A 16,464-nucleotide genomic window follows, 5' to 3' on the forward strand; every position below is an offset into this window, starting at 1 on the left:
TAAATTAATAGAATTATCCTATATCAATGAGCGAGAATAATAAGAATAAAAAATTTGTCCCTAAACCACCTCAGCGTCCGAATTTTCAGCTTTGGCTGATTGTGGCCGCTATCTTAGTATTGATAGGCCTTACTTGGATTCAGCAAAGAGGTGCCGTCATTGACATTACTCAGAAAAGGTTTGAGGACATGTATATGTCGGGAGACGTAGCCAAGGTCATAATCGTCAAAAACATGGACCGGGTGGACGTCACGCTAAAGCCATCGGCACTTTCCAAGGAAAAATATAAAACCGAACTCGAATCCAACTCTGCGTTTTTCAACCCGAATGGGCCTCATTACTCTCTTCAGGTGGCTTCCTCAGACAAATTCGCAACGGATTTTGATGCTCTGGAAGAGAACTTTCCCTCAGAAGAAAGAATCGGCTATGGAGTAACCACTGAAGAAAACTGGAGCAGCTGGTTTGGCAGCTTTGGTTTCCTGATCATCCTGTTTGTCTTCTTCTGGTTTATGATGAGAAGAATGTCTGGACCTTCTGGGCCGGGTGGACAGATATTTAATGTTGGAAAATCTAGAGCACAGCTTTTTGATGCTGAAAACAAAGTCAAAATCACCTTTGACAATGTAGCCGGCTTGGACGAGGCAAAAGAAGAAATTCAGGAAATTGTCGAGTTCCTAAAGAATCCGTCCAAATTCACCAAACTAGGAGGTAAAATCCCAAAAGGTGCTCTTTTGGTAGGCCCTCCGGGTACCGGTAAAACTTTGCTTGCCAAGGCTGTTGCCGGGGAAGCAGGTGTTCCTTTCTTTACGCTTTCCGGTTCTGATTTCGTGGAAATGTTCGTTGGTGTTGGTGCAGCCCGAGTTAGGGATTTGTTTAAACAAGCCAAGGAAAAAGCCCCTTGTATCATTTTCATAGATGAGATTGATGCCATTGGCCGATCAAGAGGAAAAGGCCAAATGCCAGGCTCCAATGACGAGCGTGAAAACACCCTGAACTCACTATTGGTTGAAATGGATGGGTTCGGAACTGATTCCGGAGTAATTGTACTGGCAGCAACGAACCGTCCGGATGTGTTGGATAGTGCCTTGTTGAGACCGGGTAGATTTGACCGTCAGATTTCCATTGACAAGCCAGACATTGTGGGTCGTGAAGCGATTTTCAAAGTGCACTTAAAGCCTATCAAAATCTCCAAAGATGTTGATCCTAAAAAACTGGCAGCCCAAACTCCTGGTTTTGCCGGTGCGGAAATAGCCAACGTTTGTAACGAAGCAGCTCTGATTGCAGCAAGAAGAAATAAAACTGCTGTAGATATGCAGGACTTCCAGGATGCTGTTGACCGGGTAATCGGTGGTCTTGAAAAGAAAAACAAGATCATTTCTCCTGAAGAGAAAAAGATTGTTGCGTATCATGAAGCAGGTCATGCCGTAGCAGGCTGGTTCCTTGAGCATGCGGATCCTTTGGTAAAGGTCAGCATAGTCCCTCGAGGAGTTGCAGCTCTTGGCTATGCCCAATACTTGCCAAAAGAGCAATTCTTATATCAAACCGAACAGCTGATTGACGAGATGTGTATGACCCTTGGTGGACGTGCCGCAGAAGAAATCATTTTCGGTAAAATTTCCACTGGAGCATTAAGCGACTTGGAAAGAATCACCAAAATGGCTTATTCCATCGTGTCTGTTTATGGTATGAATGAAAGGCTAGGAAACGTATCCTTCTACGACAGTAAAAGCGATGGCTATAAAATGACCAAGCCATATTCCGAAGCTACAGCAGAAATGATTGATCAGGAAGTAAGTAAACTGATTCAGTTTGCTTACCAGAGAACAATCGATTTGCTACAGGAGAAACGTAATGAACTGGAAATTCTGGCTAAGGAATTATTGGAAAAAGAAATCATCTTCCAGTCTGATTTGGAAAAACTGATCGGAAAAAGACCTTTTGCCAAGGAGACTACCTATCAAGCCTATACCAATAAAAAAGAGGAAGAGGTTGAAGAGAGTAAAACTGAGGCTGAGGTAAAAGATGAAGTAGCCCAAGAGACTCCAAAGTCTGAGGAACCTGAAGCGGTGACCCAGCCAGAACCCAAACCGGAAAAGTAAAATCCCGGTTTAAAAGCTCTGAATTGTATGTGCCCCCATTAGTAAAATGACTAATGGGGGCACATCATTTATTCTCGCTTTTTATTTTTGATTCCGAATTCTATCTTTAGTCATGCCTGCTAATCCCCAAAATTTCTCCCTTAACGGGAAGAAACTCTTTTTTGCATCTGATTTTCACTTGGGAGCCCCCTCCGAAGAAGCCAGTAAAACCCGTGAACAAAAAATTGTCCGTTGGTTGGATCAAATCAAAGACCAGGCGGCTGCTATTTTTTTGGTAGGTGACATATTCGACTTCTGGTTTGAATACAAAGAAGTCATCCCAAAAGGGTTTATCCCCTTCATTTCCAAAATCCATCAGTTGAGAGAAGCAGGTGTTCCTGTACTCTTTTTTACTGGAAACCATGATCTCTGGATGAAGGATTATTTTACCAAAGAACTGGGTATACCTGTATATCACAATCCAATCGAATTGATCGTGGAAGGAAAAAAAATTCTAGTGGGTCACGGAGATGGTCTGGGACCTGGGGATAAGTCCTATAAACTGTTGAAAAAGGTTTTTACTAATCCTTTGGCCCAATGGTTGTTCCGATGGTTTCACCCTGACTTGGGCATCAAGATCGCAAAGACTTGGTCTGGAAATAGTCGAATCTCCAATATGAAAAAAAACGAAGACCATTTTTTGGGAGATGATGAATGGCTTTGGCAATATTGCAAGGAAGTTGAACGAAGCTTTCACCACGATTACTATATTTTCGGGCACAGACATCTCCCCTTGCGTTTGGAGGTGGGAGAAAATGCAACCTATATCAATCTGGGTGAATGGGTAAGCCGATACAGCTTTTTGGAATTTGACGGAAATCAGGCCAAGCTTGACTATTTTGAAAAATGAAATTCCTTCTAATACTTAGTTTTTTCTTTTCCTATTTGGCTTCCTTTGGACAACAAAGCCTTGGAAAGCCCATTACTGAAATCCAGCTGCCCAACCGGGATTTGGTATCCTTTGATACCAGAGACCAATTTTTTGTAAGTACCGAAGAGGGGGATATCTATTTATTTAATCCCGATGGCAAGGAGCTCAATTTCTTTTCCCCTACACGTCAGGGAAAACTCAGCCAACTGGAAGCCTCCTGGACAGTAAACATTTTCAGTTTTTCGGCAGACCTCCAGCAATACCGGGTTTTGGACCGATTTCTGAATCCATTGATTGAGGAAGATTTCATGAATTTGGATGTCCATCTCGCAAAAGCGGCCACCTTTGGAAACAATAATATTCTATGGGTTTGGGATGAATCCGACCTAAGTCTCAAGCGTCTAGATTATTTGAGATCATTGGTATTGGATTCTCAACCTTTGAACCTGATTCTTAATGATGCCACTCTTGGAGTCAGCGAAATCCGGGAATTCAAAAACCAACTTTTCATGAATGTGCCGGAAAGCGGAATTTATGTTTTCGACAATCAGGGCAACTTACTTCAAAAAATAGAACTGTCCGGAATCAAAAGGCTAAACCTTTACAAAAATCATCTAATCTGGACAGAATCAGGAAAACTAACCGCACTTGACTTAAGAGATCAATCCAAAAAAATCCTAGCCCCACTCCCCAAAGAGAACATTGATTTTGTTCAATTCGGCCAAAACAGGCTGGTATTAGCGGGAAAAGACACTCTATATCTTTATGCGATGCCAGATTGGATTAAAGCACTATAAAAACCTAGCATCTAAAAACAGAAAACCCGGTTTTGAACTGAACCAAAACCGGGTTTTGCTTGGGTAAAACAGAATTATCCGATTTTCACCAATTCAATATCAAAGATCAGATCTTTACCAGCCAATTGGTGATTGGCATCAAGAATGATTTTTTCATCGTCCACGTGAATCACAATAACTGGCATAGGTTGACCATTGCCACCCTGAAGCATCAATTGCAATCCGATTTCAGGCTTGATATCAGCAGGAACCTGATGACGAGGAACATCAATCATCATATCTTCTCTTCTCTCACCATAAGCCTCTGCTGCTGGAATAGTTACTGTCTTTTTATCTCCAATTGCCATCCCGTCAACTGCGGCATCGAATCCTTTGATCATATTTCCATCCCCTAGTGTAAAACCCAGCGGTTCCCTCTGCACTGATGAGTCAAATACACTTCCGTCTTCCAATCTTCCGGTATAGTGCACCTGCACTGCATCTCCTTTTTTTGCTTGCATAATTGTTCGTTTTTTTGGTCAATTGCAAAGGTACAAATTATATACCGGGGAGGAAAATCCGGCAAAACTGTCCGGATACAGTATAATTATGCGCAATATCGGACACAATTTCAGGCAAATGTCCACTTAATGCCTATTTTTGGCATTGGCATTATTTTCCCTCTAAAAAAGCCAAACAAACAATCATGGAAAATCAAGGCTTAGGAAAAATACTCATCATCGACGACAACGAGGATCTGCTTTTTGCTGCAAAAATGCTCCTGAAAAAACACGCCAAGGAGGTGATGATAGAAAAAGACCCTAGAAGGATTCCTTTCCTGATCAATAACAACAATTACGATGTCATCTTACTGGACATGAATTTCCGGGAAGATACCACCTCAGGAAAAGAAGGCTTTTATTGGCTGCAACAGATCAAGGAGATTGATCCCAAGGCCGTAGTAATTTTGATCACTGCATTTGGTGATGTGGAAATGGCTGTTCAGGCACTGAAAGAAGGGGCCACTGATTTTATTCTCAAGCCTTGGCAAAACGAAAAGTTACTTGCAACTCTCTCTGCGGCTGTCAGACTGAAAGAAAGCTACAACGAAGTAGAAAAGCTTCAGAAAAAACAAAAGCAGCTTCAGACAGATATGAAGAAGCCTTATACCGACATTATCGGGAACAGTGCTTCCATGAAAAACATCTTTTCCATCATTGACAAAGTTGCTCAGACTGATGCCAATGTTTTGATTTTGGGAGAAAACGGAACAGGAAAAGAGCTGATTGCCCGTGCCATCCACGAGCGCTCACTGCGAAAAGAAGAGATCTTCGTAGGTGTGGACATGGGAGCAATTACGGAGACCCTGTTTGAATCTGAACTTTTCGGTCATAAGCGAGGAGCATTTACCGATGCAAAAGAAGACCGTGCAGGTAGATTTGAGGTTGCGGACAAGGGCACCTTGTTTCTGGACGAAATCGGAAATCTTTCCATGCCACTCCAATCCAAACTTTTAACAGTACTTCAGAAAAGAGAAGTGACCAGAATCGGTACCAATAAGTCGGTTCCTGTAGATATCCGATTGATCTGTGCCACCAATATGCCGGTCCATGAAATGGTTATGGACAATTCCTTCCGTCAGGATTTACTTTACCGGATCAATACGGTTGAGATTTTCCTTCCACCACTGCGTGAAAGGCATGATGACATCCCTCAATTAGCCAACCATTTCCTGAAGGTCTACTCTCAGAAATACAGAAAAAATTTCACAGGATTTAAAGCAAATGCCATGGAGTTGCTGCAGCGCTACCCTTGGCCAGGTAATATCCGTGAATTGCAACATGCCATTGAACGGGCAATCATCATGGCTGAAGGAGATGAGCTGGACAGCCGAGATTTCTTCTTCCTTTCTTCCAAGCCTGCCTCAGAAAAAGCTCCTGTAAATACCACATTGAATCTGGACGATATGGAAAGAAGTACCATTCAAAGAGCAATCGATAAAAACGGAGGAAATATTTCAAAGGCAGCCAAAGAACTGGGCTTGACACGAGCTTCACTATACCGAAGATTGGAAAAATATGGATTATAAAGTCGGCTTATTAGGACGAATTGTCCTCTTGGCGGCGGCACTTTTTTTATTGGCCACTTCCATTTTCAATGAATGGGGAGTCTTTATGATTTCCCTGCTGATCATCATGGTGATTTTCCAGATCATCTTTTTGATCCGCTATTCTGAAAGCTCCTTCAAAAAAGTCAGGGTCTTCCTTGACAACATTAAACAGGACAAATACTCCCAGGTTTACCCAGTGAAATTTGACGGGACCGAAACCGACGATCTCCATATTGAGTTCAATGCAATCCTGGCAAAACTCAAAGAAGACCAAGCAGAAAAAGAGGCCAATTACCAGTATTTCCGCTCGGTGTTTAAGCATCTGAGCATAGGCTTGATCACCTTTGGGGAAAATGGAGAAATACAGATCCTCAATACGGCAGCACGCAGAATCCTGAATGTGGACGTACTGAAAAACATCGGGGAAATCGAAAGCATCAATAAAGAACTGTTTTTAGCCATCCAAAACCTCCGAACAGGTGGCAGCGAACTCATTAAAATCGCCCATCCGGATGGAATCATGCAGCTGTCCGTCTATGTGATCGAACTTTTGATGCGCGGGGAAAAATTCAAACTCGTATCGCTTCAGAACATCCAATCCGAGCTGGAAGAAAAGGAAATGGAAGCCTGGCAAAACCTGGTAAAAATCCTTACTCATGAAATCATGAATTCTATCGCTCCGATCTCCTCATTAGCAGGAACCATCAAAAGCGATATTGAATCCAAAATGGACAATCAGGAAGAACTGACCATCACTGACCTTGAAGATTACCTGATGGGTATCAGCACCATTGAAAAACGCTCCGAAGGCCTGACCAGCTTTGTATCTGACTTCCGAAGTCTCGCCCATATCCCAACTCCAAAATTCAGCAGCATCCGGATTGCCAAGCTTTTTGAGCAATTGGAAGTCCTTCTCCATCATCAATTGGAATCAGGAAATATTCAAGTCAATATTGATTTGGAGCCTGAAGAACTCATCCTTTTTGGAGACCAGACCCAAATCGAACAAGTCCTGATCAACTTAACCCAGAATGCCATTCAGGCACTGGAAGATGCTGAAGAAAAGACAATCACACTTCGGGGCTACATTGATGAAGCTGGCAAAATCATCCTGGAAGTAAGTGACACGGGCAAAGGAATTGAAGAGGAAGCCTTAAGTAAAATCTTCATCCCATTCTTCACTACCAAAAAGAAAGGGTCCGGAATTGGACTCAGTCTTTCCAAACAGATCATGCGTCGACACAAAGGAAACATTCAGGTCAGTTCCAAGCTAGATGAAGGTACTACCTTCAAACTCATCTTCAACGGGTAAAAAGCCCAACAAGCCTTATCAGGAGATTCTGACAAACGCCAGCTTTTCTACCTCAGTTTGTTTATAAATTAGCAAACCAAGGGAAATCAATGCTAGATTTTTTATGATATACTGACCGATCAAAGTTGGGGTAAGCCACATTTGCCAAGTATCCTCTGGAAGCAACAATTCGGGAAGAAAGGTCAACACCATATGAAAAAGGAGAATGTAAAGGGAAAATCTCGTGAGTCCGGGAACCAACCAAATTATGCCTATAAAACATTCAAATGCCCCAAAAAGCCTATTGAAGATTTGAAAAGAAATGATCTCAGGAAAGAGTTGATCAAATAGATTATGAACTAAGGGTTCTGCAGGAGATATCCCGATTACTTTTAAAATTCCGAACCAGAAGAAGATTACAAATAGGGAAACACGTCCAAGGAGTACAAGTTTTTTCATACGGGTATTGTTAAGACCTGAAACATACCTGTTCAAAATCAAGCTCTCAATGACAAAAATCAGTTTTTTTAAAGAATTTAATACATTTTCTATTCTGCCCTCAATTTTATAGGTATTACAGCGATTCAAGGGGGGCTAAAAAGATTGATTTTATAGGCTTAACTGACAAGCATCATAGGAATTGAATAAGGGCTTTCCGAACTTAATTTCATCTTGAAAGCCTTCGATTACATATCACATACTGCGGATATTCGCATGAGAATTCGGGCTGACTCCTCTCCTGCCCTATTTGAGGCAGCCTTGGAGGGCATGAGCCAAATTATCAAGGCAGATGCCTGCAAGAATCCACCTTTTTTCACTTTGACAATCCCTATCAATCTCAGGTCCAAAAACATAACCACACTTTTGATTGAATTTTTGGGAGAGGTATTGACACATTCCCATTTGCATAATGCTATTTTCTGTAAACTCCAGATTAAAATTCTCAACGATCATTTTATCTCTGCATTGATTTTTGGATTCCCTGAGGAAAAAATAGATGAAGACATCAAGGCAGTGACTTATCACGAAGCCGATGTTAAACTAAATCAAGACAAGCAATTAGAAACCATAATTGTATTTGACATTTGAGCCATGGACCTAAAGCAACATATCCAAAAAGTAGATGAATACCTTTGGGAAATCCCCCAAAAAACCCGGGAAGGCATGCGCGTACCTGCTCAAATCTATGCCTCAGATAAGTTGATGCAAGAGCTGGGAAATGATAATTCTTTGGAGCAACTCACCAATGTTGCCATGCTTCCCGGCATCAAAAAAGCTTCGATTGTTATGCCTGATGTTCATGAAGGCTATGGTTTTCCCATAGGCGGAGTGGCAGCAACCGAGTGGCCTCATGGGGTAATTTCTCCAGGAGGAATAGGATATGATATCAATTGTGGAGTCAGAATTCTTTGTTCCGAATTGGAAAGAAAGGATCTTAAAAATCGGGGAGAAGAACTCGCAAAAGCCCTCTATGCGCATATTCCCTCAGGGGTGGGAAAAGGAGGTTCCCTTCATCTGGATGAATCAGAACTGGATAAAGTATTGAGAAAAGGTGCACAATGGGCACTTGAAAACGGGTTTGCAGAAATGGAGGATATAGAACACATTGAATCCAATGGCTGCTTGAAAGATGCAGACCCAGACTTCGTGTCAGAATATGCAAAAAAACGAGGGGCTGACCAATTGGGAACCATAGGTTCGGGAAACCACTTTTTGGAAGTTTCTTATGTGGATGAAATTTTTGATTCTGAATCAGCTCGGGCATTTGGCTTGAAAAAGAACCAACTAATCATACTAATCCACACTGGATCCAGAGGCCTGGGACACCAAATTGCTTCAGATTACCTCAAACAAATGGTATCCACCTTAGATTCCTATCACATCCAATTACCAGACCGTGAACTGGCCTGTGCACCCTTTGACTCCAAAGACGGTCAGGCCTATTTCAAAGCCATGGCTGCCGCAGCGAATTTTGCTTGGTGTAATAGACAGGTGATCACTTCAAAAACCAGGGAACTATGGAGGGAGTTTTTTGGCAAAGAAAAAGGGGGGCTTCGGCTTTTGTACGATGTAGCCCACAATATTGCCAAAGTTGAAGAGCACATCGTGGACGGAAAGAAAATAAAACTGATCATTCACAGAAAGGGCTCAACACGATCTTTTGGCCCCCACAACCCGGAAATCCCTGAGGCCCTCCGCTCCACAGGACAACCCGTGATCATTCCGGGAAGCATGGGAACCGCATCCTATGTGATGGTAGGAACACAGACTGCCATGGAAAAAACATTTGGATCTACCTGTCATGGGGCAGGAAGAAGAATGTCCCGGCATGCAGCCACCCGAAATGTCAACATCCATAATTTGGAAAAAGAACTATTGAGCATGGACATTCATGTGCGAGCCGGTTCAAGAAAAGGAGTAAGTGAAGAAGCTCCCATTGCCTACAAGGACATTGAAGAAGTGATCAATGTGGTTCACAATGCAGAAATCGCCCGAAAAGTGGCAAGACTGAAACCCATGGTCGTGATCAAAGGCTGATTGACTTTAATTTTTCCAAACAGTGACCATTATCATAAAATTTATCAAAGGTTCAGGTTACCTTAATTTTTGAAAATGAATTTGTTGAGCCGTAAAATTCTTGAGTTATGAAACCTCATCCTCATAATTTACCCCCTAAAGCTGTGGATTACATTCGCAAAAATTTCCAGGAAGACTTCCTCTTGAACTTGTCAGAAATCAAGATGATCCAGGAGGAACCTCATTATTTTGTAGAGGTTGCAAAGGACAATTACCTCCACAAACTTCAATTTGATAAAGCGGGAACCTTGATAAATAAAGAGGCTACCGAGGCCTTTCCTTCAAATGACCACGATGGCAAAACATTCGGAGAGATACCAGAATAATCCCTTGGATGAATCCTTTAAAAATTAAGAACTCCATCCTCTCCCAAAACCGTATCAAATTCCGATGAAGATTTTTGAAAGCGTCTCATCACCCATTGATAATCTTCGCCAATGGCCTTATTGGCTTGGTAATCAAAAATCCTGACAGGAATTACTTCAAGCTTTTTCACTCCTGAACAACCCACATAAATCTCAAAAAAAGCTGAACGGTCATTTCTCAGCAAAGGATCTACTACATAATCATCCACAAAGTCCCCCGTATCATACAGGATCAAACCTCCATGATATTGTTCAACAGCCTGAAAAATATGAGCACTGTGACCATGGATTATATTCGCCCCATGATCAATCATAGAGTGGGCAAATTGGACAAATTCCTCTGGAGGGCTTTCTACCATATTGGGGCCCCAGTGAATGGACACCACAAGGCAATCACACTGGCGCCTTGCTTTTTCTATTGTTTGGAGAACCTTTGCTCTATCTTTCTCACTTTCAATTTCCAGATAATTTGTTCCTGGCCCCTTACCAGCCTTCCAGGTCGATTCATTATCCGTCATTCCAATCACTCCAACCCTTATTCCTTTTATTTCAACAAATTCAGGGGACTCGGCTTCCTCTAGATTCATCCCGGCTCCTACATATTTGATACCAGCCCCTTTCAGAGTATTTAGCGTTTCAATCAATCCAGACTCCCCATAGTCCAAAACATGGTTATTGGCCAGATTTACCACCGTTATCCTTGCCTTGACTAAGCTTTCTACCTTATCAGGCTTGGCTTTGAAGTTGAAAGTTTTGAGCACTTTATCCTCACTATTTGTCAAGGCAGTTTCCAAGTTGATGATATTCAAATCAGTTTGTTGCATGATTGGCAAAACATCACCCCACGGATACCAATATCCCCGCTCGTCCAGGATGTGATCAAGTGTTCTCCCCAACATCACATCTCCGGCAAATCCAATTCTAAGAGTTTGGTCCATTGCTAAAAATCTAGATTTTTTGGTCCTTCACAACTTACTTTTGATCTAAGAACATAACAATGATTTTGGTCAGGGAAGACTTTTAGAAGGGAAGCAATTAAAAAGGCGACCCCAATGGATCGCCTTTATGACTTGAATAGATTGAAATTATTTGAGATCGAATCGGTCGAGGTTCATCACCTTGTTCCAAGCCGCCACAAAATCTTTCACAAACTTCTCCTTTCCGTCCTCGCAACCATAAACTTCGGCAATGGCTCTCAGCTCGGTATTGGATCCGAATATCAAGTCTGCACGGGTTCCGGTCCATCTTGGTTCTCCTGAATTTCTATCACTTCCTACAAATACGTTTTGTGAGTCCGAAGTAGCTCTCCAGGTCGTGCCCATATCCAATAGATTTACAAAGAAATCATTGGTCAATACGCCGGGAGTATTGGTCAATACTCCATGCTTGGAACCGTCATAATTTGCACCCAAAACACGCATTCCTCCAACCAGAACAGTCATTTCCGGAGCAGTCAAGGTCAAAAGCTGAGCTTTGTCTACCAATAATTCCTCCGCTTTAACAGGACAATTAGCCATCATATAGTTGCGGAAACCATCTGCTACAGGTCTAAGGAACTCGAATGATTCGACCTCGGTCTCTTCCTGCGAAGCGTCCATTCTTCCCGGGGTGAAAGGAACTGTGATTTCGAATCCAGCGTCTTTTGCGGCCTTTTCAATGGCAGCACATCCACCCAACACAATCAGATCAGCAAGGGATACTTTTTTGTTTCCGGACTGAGTACCATTGAATTCCTCCTGAATGCTTTCTAAAACTCCCAATACTTTGTTCAGTTGGGTTGGATTGTTGGCTTCCCAATTTTTCATTGGCTCCAACCGAATACGTGCACCATTGGCACCTCCACGGTAGTCAGAGCCTCTGAAAGTGGAAGCAGAAGCCCAAGCAGTAGAAACCAATTCAGAAACAGTCAAGCCGGAAGCCAAAATATTGGCCTTTAAACCAGCTATATCCTTTTCGTCTACCAAATCATGGTTTACTGCCGGAATCGGATCTTGCCAGATCAAATCTTCAGCAGGCACTTCAGAACCCAAGTAACGGGACTTTGGTCCCATATCTCTGTGAGTCAATTTGTACCAAGCCCTTGCGAATGCATCCGCGAACTCATCCGGATTGTCCAAGAAATGCCTTGCGATTTTCTCATAGGAAGGATCTGTCTTCAAGGCAATGTCCGTAGTGAACATGATTGGAGTATGGCGCTTACTGGAATCATGAGCATCAGGTACGGTTCCTGCTCCCATTCCATGCTTTGGAATCCACTGATGAGCTCCTGCAGGGCTCTTGGTCAATTCCCAATCATAGCCAAAAAGATTCCATAGGTAGTTGTTGCTCCATTTGGTAGGAGTAGTGGTCCAAGCCCCTTCCAATCCGGAGGTAATGGTATCTCCCGCATTACCTGTTCCAAAATTATTTTTCCAACCGGTGCTCATCTCCTCAATAGGTGCTGCCGCTGGTTCTCTTTCCACATATTTACTTGGGTCGGCGGCACCATGGGCTTTACCAAAAGTATGACCTCCTGCAATCAAGGCTACCGTTTCATAATCATTCATTGCCATCCGGCCAAATGTCTCCCGTATGTCCTTTGCAGCTGCCATAGGATCAGGGTTTCCGTTAGGTCCCTCTGGATTTACATAAATCAATCCCATCTGCACCGCACCTAATGGATTTTCCAACTGACGGTCACCGGTATATCGCTTGTCTCCCAACCACTCAGTCTCGGAACCCCAGTAGATATCCTCTTCTGGTTCCCAAACATCTGCACGGCCACCGCCAAAACCAAAAGTTTTCAAGCCCATGGACTCCAAGGCAACATTTCCGGTCAGGATCATCAAATCTGCCCAAGAAAGTTTCTTACCATATTTCTGCTTGATTGGCCAAAGTAACAATCGGGCCTTATCCAGGTTACCGTTGTCTGGCCAAGAATTCAAAGGCGCAAATCTCTGTGTTCCGGTACCAGCACCTCCTCTTCCGTCATGGACCCTGTAAGTACCTGCACTATGCCAGGCCATACGAATCATGAAAGGACCATAATGACCATAGTCAGCAGGCCACCAATCCTGAGAAGTCTTCAACACTTTCTCGATGTCTTTTTTAAGTTCTGCCAAATCCAAAGACTTGAACTCCTTTGCATAATCAAATCCCTCATCCATAGGGTTTGACTTTGCAGAATGCTGACGGAGGATATTCAATCTCAGTTGGTTGGGCCACCAATCCCTATTACTGGTACCTCCTCCTGCTACATGTTTCATTTCTCCATTGTGAAAGGGGCATTTACTGATATCGCCTCCAGATGTGCTGTGTTTATCCATATGATTATTTGGTTTGTTAATTTCTACAAAAGCTAATTTACTGAAATGTTTTATTTATTTATTCAAAATTTCAATAGATAAAAACTATGACTCTTTTGTATTCCCAAACCTTGAAATCCTCAAGATTGGAAATCAATAAAAATGTCTAAAATAGACTTAAAAATTATCCTTTTTAAAAGACAATTGAGGTTAAACCTACTTAAATCTGATTTAAATCATATCCTCGGATCCTACAGAAATCCCTATCATCGGGAGGGGTATTTTGAAAACAATCTCAAAGGTCAAAAAAAAACCCAGCCTCTAGGAGCTGGGTTTTCATTCTTATCAAAACGAGTAAAGTATTTAATCATCCTTGGGTTTATCCCTTTGCATCTCTACCATATCCACAGGAGGAGGAGTATTGTCTCCCAAAAGATGGCGTACAAAATAATCCCCCATTTTCCAGAAGAAGTATTCTGTCATATCCCCATATCCATGACGCTGTCCAGGCAGGATCACAAACTCAAAGCGCTTTCCAGCCTTGATCAATGCATTGGCCATTCGAATAGTCCCCGCTGGGTGAACATTGTTGTCCACATCTCCAGTAGAAAGCATCAAATGCCCCTTCAGGTTTTTAGCTAAATCGGGATTCTTTTCAATCTGATAAACGAAAGTAGTATCCCCTTTTACAGAAACCTGCTCTTTCACACCATGGTGCTTTTCTGACCACCAACGGTTGTAGATATTGTTCTCGTGATTTCCAGCAGAGGAAACAGCCACCTTAAACACATCAGGGTAAACCAACATGGCCGCCGTTGACATAAAGCCTCCTCCGGAATGTCCATGAATCCCAACCTTGTTTCGGTCAATAAATGCATGACGGTCAGCTAACTGGTCAATTGCAGCTTTTTTATCTGCTAAACCATAATCCCTCAAATCCCCATAACCATAATTATGATACCATTTGGAGCGGGCGGGATGTCCTCCCCTATTTCCCAAAGTTACCACCACAAAACCAAACTGAGCCAGACGGTCTGTTCGGTCCATACTTCTTCCAAAAGATTTGTTGACCGCTTCGGTCTGAGGCCCGGGATAGACATATTGAATCAAAGGATACTTGCGGGTAGAATCAAAATCAAATGGCTTATACATCACCCCATAAAGATCGGTAATTCCATCATCTGCCTTGAATTTAAAGGGCTCCGGAAACTGGTATCCTGCTGCAAAAAGCTGGCTTAAGTCTGCCGTTTCCAAATCCATTACCTTATTCCCATTGCGGTCCATCAACACAGAAACCGGGGTGGTATTGACCCTTGAAAAGGTATTGACAAAATAAGCTGAATTGTCATTGATATCTATGTCATGGTTAAAATCCCCTTTGTTCAAGAGGCTAACTGCTCCACCGTCCAAATTCACACTATACAAGTGTTCGTAATAAAGATCTTCTCCTTTTTCACGTCCATTTGCAACAAAAAACACCTTTCTGTTTCTTTCATCAACCCTTGCCACTCCACTTACATGGAAGGTTCCCGTGGTAAGTTGTCGCTTCAGGGATCCATCTTTTCCATATAGGTATAAATGTCCCCATCCGTCCCTTTCAGACCACCAAATCAATTCATTCCCCAAGATTTCAAGTTTTGGAAAATCAATATAAGTATTGCTTCTCTCCTCGATCAGTACTTCCTTTTCATTGGTCTTTAAGTTCCATCTGCATACATCCACTCTTTTTAGATCCCGGGAAGTAATGGCAAAATAAAATCCATCCAAATCTCCCAACCAAGTAGCAGGACGGAAGTCATCGTCCCGGGTATTGGCCGCAGGAGTGGTGGACCAAAGGCTGACTGTCTGATCCTTGAAAGTCGAAATCGGCAACTGACTCATCTTTCCATTTGCAAAAGAATAGTGCAGCAATTCCGTCTGGGGTTGTTCCTTTTCACCCGGCATGGCATATTTATAGGTTTCCAATGTAGGGCGAGGGTTTCGTGTATTATGGATCACCCAAAGATCCTTTACTTCACGGGAATCTGTTCGGGTCAATACAAATTGTTTGGAATCCTGACTCCAAAGCACCCCTGCACGCTTGCGGTCGTCTTTTTTCTTTTCTTCTTCCACATTGTCGTCCCCACGGCCAGCCCAACCGTATTCATAATCCTTTTCCCCATCCGAGGTCAACTGATTCTCTACAATAGTGCTGTCTTTTTCATCCTTCACGGCCTTTAAAAAATTCTCCTTGTCCATCCAATACAGGTTGTAATTTTTCATGTAGACCACCTTGGAGGAATCAGGAGAAATATTGGCCCAGGAAAGTCGCTTTGGATCTTTTTCAGTTTCTATTTCTTGAAGCTGCTGGGAACTGATATTGAAAAGGAAGGTAAAAACCTTCTTCTCAAGGGAATCCTTGGCATTTTTGTTTTTTTCCTTGATTTCAGCCCAATCCGATTTGACTACGTCCTGTGTACTTTTTACCTTAAACCGGATGGTGTTTTCATCTTCAAGCAATTTCAGGTCATCCAATTTCAGATGCTGTCCATCAAACGGATCCTTGACCACCTTGGTGATTTCCATGGCAAGTTTATCCCTGTCAAATAACGCAGTCTTGGTTTTCCTCACAGGGTCCACCACATACCAGAATTTCCCCTCGCTGGTTTCGTATTCATACCAAAAACGATCTGACTTTTTCATCCAATGAGGATTCACACTGGTCGAAAAAATCATTTTCTTGAGTTTTTCCGGTGAAAAGCGGGCAGCCAGTTCATAGTTACCCGGGTAGATGGTTTCTTGGGCGGAGCTTACCAGATAGGTAAAAAAAAGCCCCAAAACCAAAATTGATTTTCTCATAATCTCTCTAGTTAAAATTCAGTTCGAAACTATATCAGGGACTCAAAAACTGCTATACCGCTTGCATAAAAAAGGCCAACTCGAACTAGTCTCAAGTCCATACGAAAACAAGCATTTTAATACATGCTTAACATGAATTTCATTTTTACCAAATAAAATTCTGAAAAAATAGCAATTCATTAATCAACCATTCATGACTGATTTATTTAAGGGT

Annotated in this window: 13 protein-coding genes; 8 read left to right on the forward strand and 5 right to left on the reverse strand. The window is 42.4% G+C overall.

Going from position 1 to position 16,464, the window contains the following annotated elements; translation table 11 throughout:
- Positions 1-26: 26 nt before the first annotated feature.
- The 3 genes from ftsH to P2G54_RS04845 all read left to right on the forward strand — a co-directional run bounded on the left by ftsH (position 27) and on the right by P2G54_RS04845 (position 3,806).
- Positions 27-2,099, forward strand: a complete 2,073-nt coding sequence (ftsH, locus tag P2G54_RS04835; RefSeq protein ID WP_275868792.1) for an ATP-dependent zinc metalloprotease FtsH — start codon at positions 27-29, stop codon at positions 2,097-2,099.
- 112 nt (positions 2,100-2,211) lie between these two features.
- Complete coding sequence (locus P2G54_RS04840; RefSeq protein WP_275868794.1) at positions 2,212-2,988, forward strand: UDP-2,3-diacylglucosamine diphosphatase; 777 nt, start codon at positions 2,212-2,214, stop codon at positions 2,986-2,988.
- Positions 2,985-3,806 (forward strand): hypothetical protein, encoded by an 822-nt coding sequence (locus P2G54_RS04845; RefSeq protein ID WP_275868795.1) that lies wholly within the window; start codon positions 2,985-2,987, stop codon positions 3,804-3,806. The genes P2G54_RS04840 and P2G54_RS04845 overlap by 4 nt, the downstream gene beginning before the upstream one ends.
- Positions 3,807-3,880: 74 nt before the next feature.
- Here the strand turns inward: P2G54_RS04845 and P2G54_RS04850 are convergent, their stop codons facing one another.
- Positions 3,881-4,309, reverse strand: coding sequence for a peptidylprolyl isomerase (locus tag P2G54_RS04850; protein ID WP_275869652.1), 429 nt, complete (start codon positions 4,307-4,309; stop codon positions 3,881-3,883).
- Between the two features lie 182 nt (positions 4,310-4,491).
- Between P2G54_RS04850 and P2G54_RS04855 the strand changes: the two genes are divergently transcribed.
- Positions 4,492-5,874, forward strand: coding sequence for a sigma-54 dependent transcriptional regulator (locus P2G54_RS04855; RefSeq protein ID WP_275868797.1), 1,383 nt, complete (start codon positions 4,492-4,494; stop codon positions 5,872-5,874).
- A complete protein-coding gene (locus tag P2G54_RS04860) occupies positions 5,864-7,207 on the forward strand; it encodes an ATP-binding protein (protein ID WP_275868799.1) in 1,344 nt (447 codons plus the stop codon). Before P2G54_RS04855 ends, P2G54_RS04860 begins: the two co-directional genes overlap by 11 nt.
- Before the next feature lie 18 nt (positions 7,208-7,225).
- Here the strand turns inward: P2G54_RS04860 and P2G54_RS04865 are convergent, their stop codons facing one another.
- Complete coding sequence (locus tag P2G54_RS04865; protein WP_275868801.1) at positions 7,226-7,645, reverse strand: hypothetical protein; 420 nt, start codon at positions 7,643-7,645, stop codon at positions 7,226-7,228.
- Between the two features lie 213 nt (positions 7,646-7,858).
- On the opposite strand from P2G54_RS04865, the gene P2G54_RS04870 reads away from it, so the two are divergent.
- The 3 genes from P2G54_RS04870 (at position 7,859) to P2G54_RS04880 (ending at position 10,089) form a co-directional block, all read left to right on the forward strand.
- Positions 7,859-8,275, forward strand: a complete 417-nt coding sequence (locus P2G54_RS04870; RefSeq protein ID WP_275868803.1) for an archease — start codon at positions 7,859-7,861, stop codon at positions 8,273-8,275.
- Positions 8,276-8,278: 3 nt separating this feature from the next.
- Positions 8,279-9,724: an RtcB family protein gene (locus tag P2G54_RS04875; protein WP_275868805.1), complete on the forward strand. Its 1,446-nt coding sequence runs from the start codon at positions 8,279-8,281 to the stop codon at positions 9,722-9,724.
- A 107-nt stretch (positions 9,725-9,831) separates the two neighbouring features.
- Entirely contained in the window at positions 9,832-10,089 is a 258-nt protein-coding gene (locus P2G54_RS04880) for a hypothetical protein (RefSeq protein ID WP_275868806.1), read from the forward strand.
- Between the two features lie 17 nt (positions 10,090-10,106).
- Here P2G54_RS04880 and P2G54_RS04885 read toward each other — a convergent pair whose 3' ends face one another.
- From P2G54_RS04885 to P2G54_RS04895, 3 genes are all read right to left on the reverse strand, one after another.
- A complete protein-coding gene (locus P2G54_RS04885; RefSeq protein ID WP_275868808.1) occupies positions 10,107-11,066 on the reverse strand; it encodes a CapA family protein in 960 nt (319 codons plus the stop codon).
- 147 nt (positions 11,067-11,213) lie between these two features.
- Positions 11,214-13,433: a catalase/peroxidase HPI gene (gene katG, locus P2G54_RS04890; RefSeq protein WP_275868810.1), complete on the reverse strand. Its 2,220-nt coding sequence runs from the start codon at positions 13,431-13,433 to the stop codon at positions 11,214-11,216.
- Positions 13,434-13,775: 342 nt separating this feature from the next.
- Entirely contained in the window at positions 13,776-16,250 is a 2,475-nt protein-coding gene (locus tag P2G54_RS04895) for a DPP IV N-terminal domain-containing protein (RefSeq protein WP_275868811.1), read from the reverse strand.
- Positions 16,251-16,464: the final 214 nt, after the last annotated feature.

Origin of the sequence: Algoriphagus sp. CAU 1675 (assembly GCF_029222925.1) — a bacterium.
In the GTDB taxonomy this organism is placed as follows: domain Bacteria; phylum Bacteroidota; class Bacteroidia; order Cytophagales; family Cyclobacteriaceae; genus Algoriphagus.

Coding starts and splice junctions, on each gene's coding strand:
- P2G54_RS04840 (WP_275868794.1), top strand. CDS start 2,212: ATGCCTGCTAATCCCCAAAATTTCTCCCTTAACGGGAAGAAACTCTTT.
- P2G54_RS04860 (WP_275868799.1), top strand. CDS start 5,864: ATGGATTATAAAGTCGGCTTATTAGGACGAATTGTCCTCTTGGCGGCG.
- P2G54_RS04855 (WP_275868797.1), top strand. CDS start 4,492: ATGGAAAATCAAGGCTTAGGAAAAATACTCATCATCGACGACAACGAG.
- P2G54_RS04880 (WP_275868806.1), top strand. CDS start 9,832: ATGAAACCTCATCCTCATAATTTACCCCCTAAAGCTGTGGATTACATT.
- P2G54_RS04845 (WP_275868795.1), top strand. CDS start 2,985: ATGAAATTCCTTCTAATACTTAGTTTTTTCTTTTCCTATTTGGCTTCC.
- P2G54_RS04875 (WP_275868805.1), top strand. CDS start 8,279: ATGGACCTAAAGCAACATATCCAAAAAGTAGATGAATACCTTTGGGAA.
- ftsH (WP_275868792.1), top strand. CDS start 27: ATGAGCGAGAATAATAAGAATAAAAAATTTGTCCCTAAACCACCTCAG.
- P2G54_RS04865 (WP_275868801.1), bottom strand. CDS start 7,645: ATGAAAAAACTTGTACTCCTTGGACGTGTTTCCCTATTTGTAATCTTC.
- katG (WP_275868810.1), bottom strand. CDS start 13,433: ATGGATAAACACAGCACATCTGGAGGCGATATCAGTAAATGCCCCTTT.
- P2G54_RS04895 (WP_275868811.1), bottom strand. CDS start 16,250: ATGAGAAAATCAATTTTGGTTTTGGGGCTTTTTTTTACCTATCTGGTA.
- P2G54_RS04885 (WP_275868808.1), bottom strand. CDS start 11,066: ATGGACCAAACTCTTAGAATTGGATTTGCCGGAGATGTGATGTTGGGG.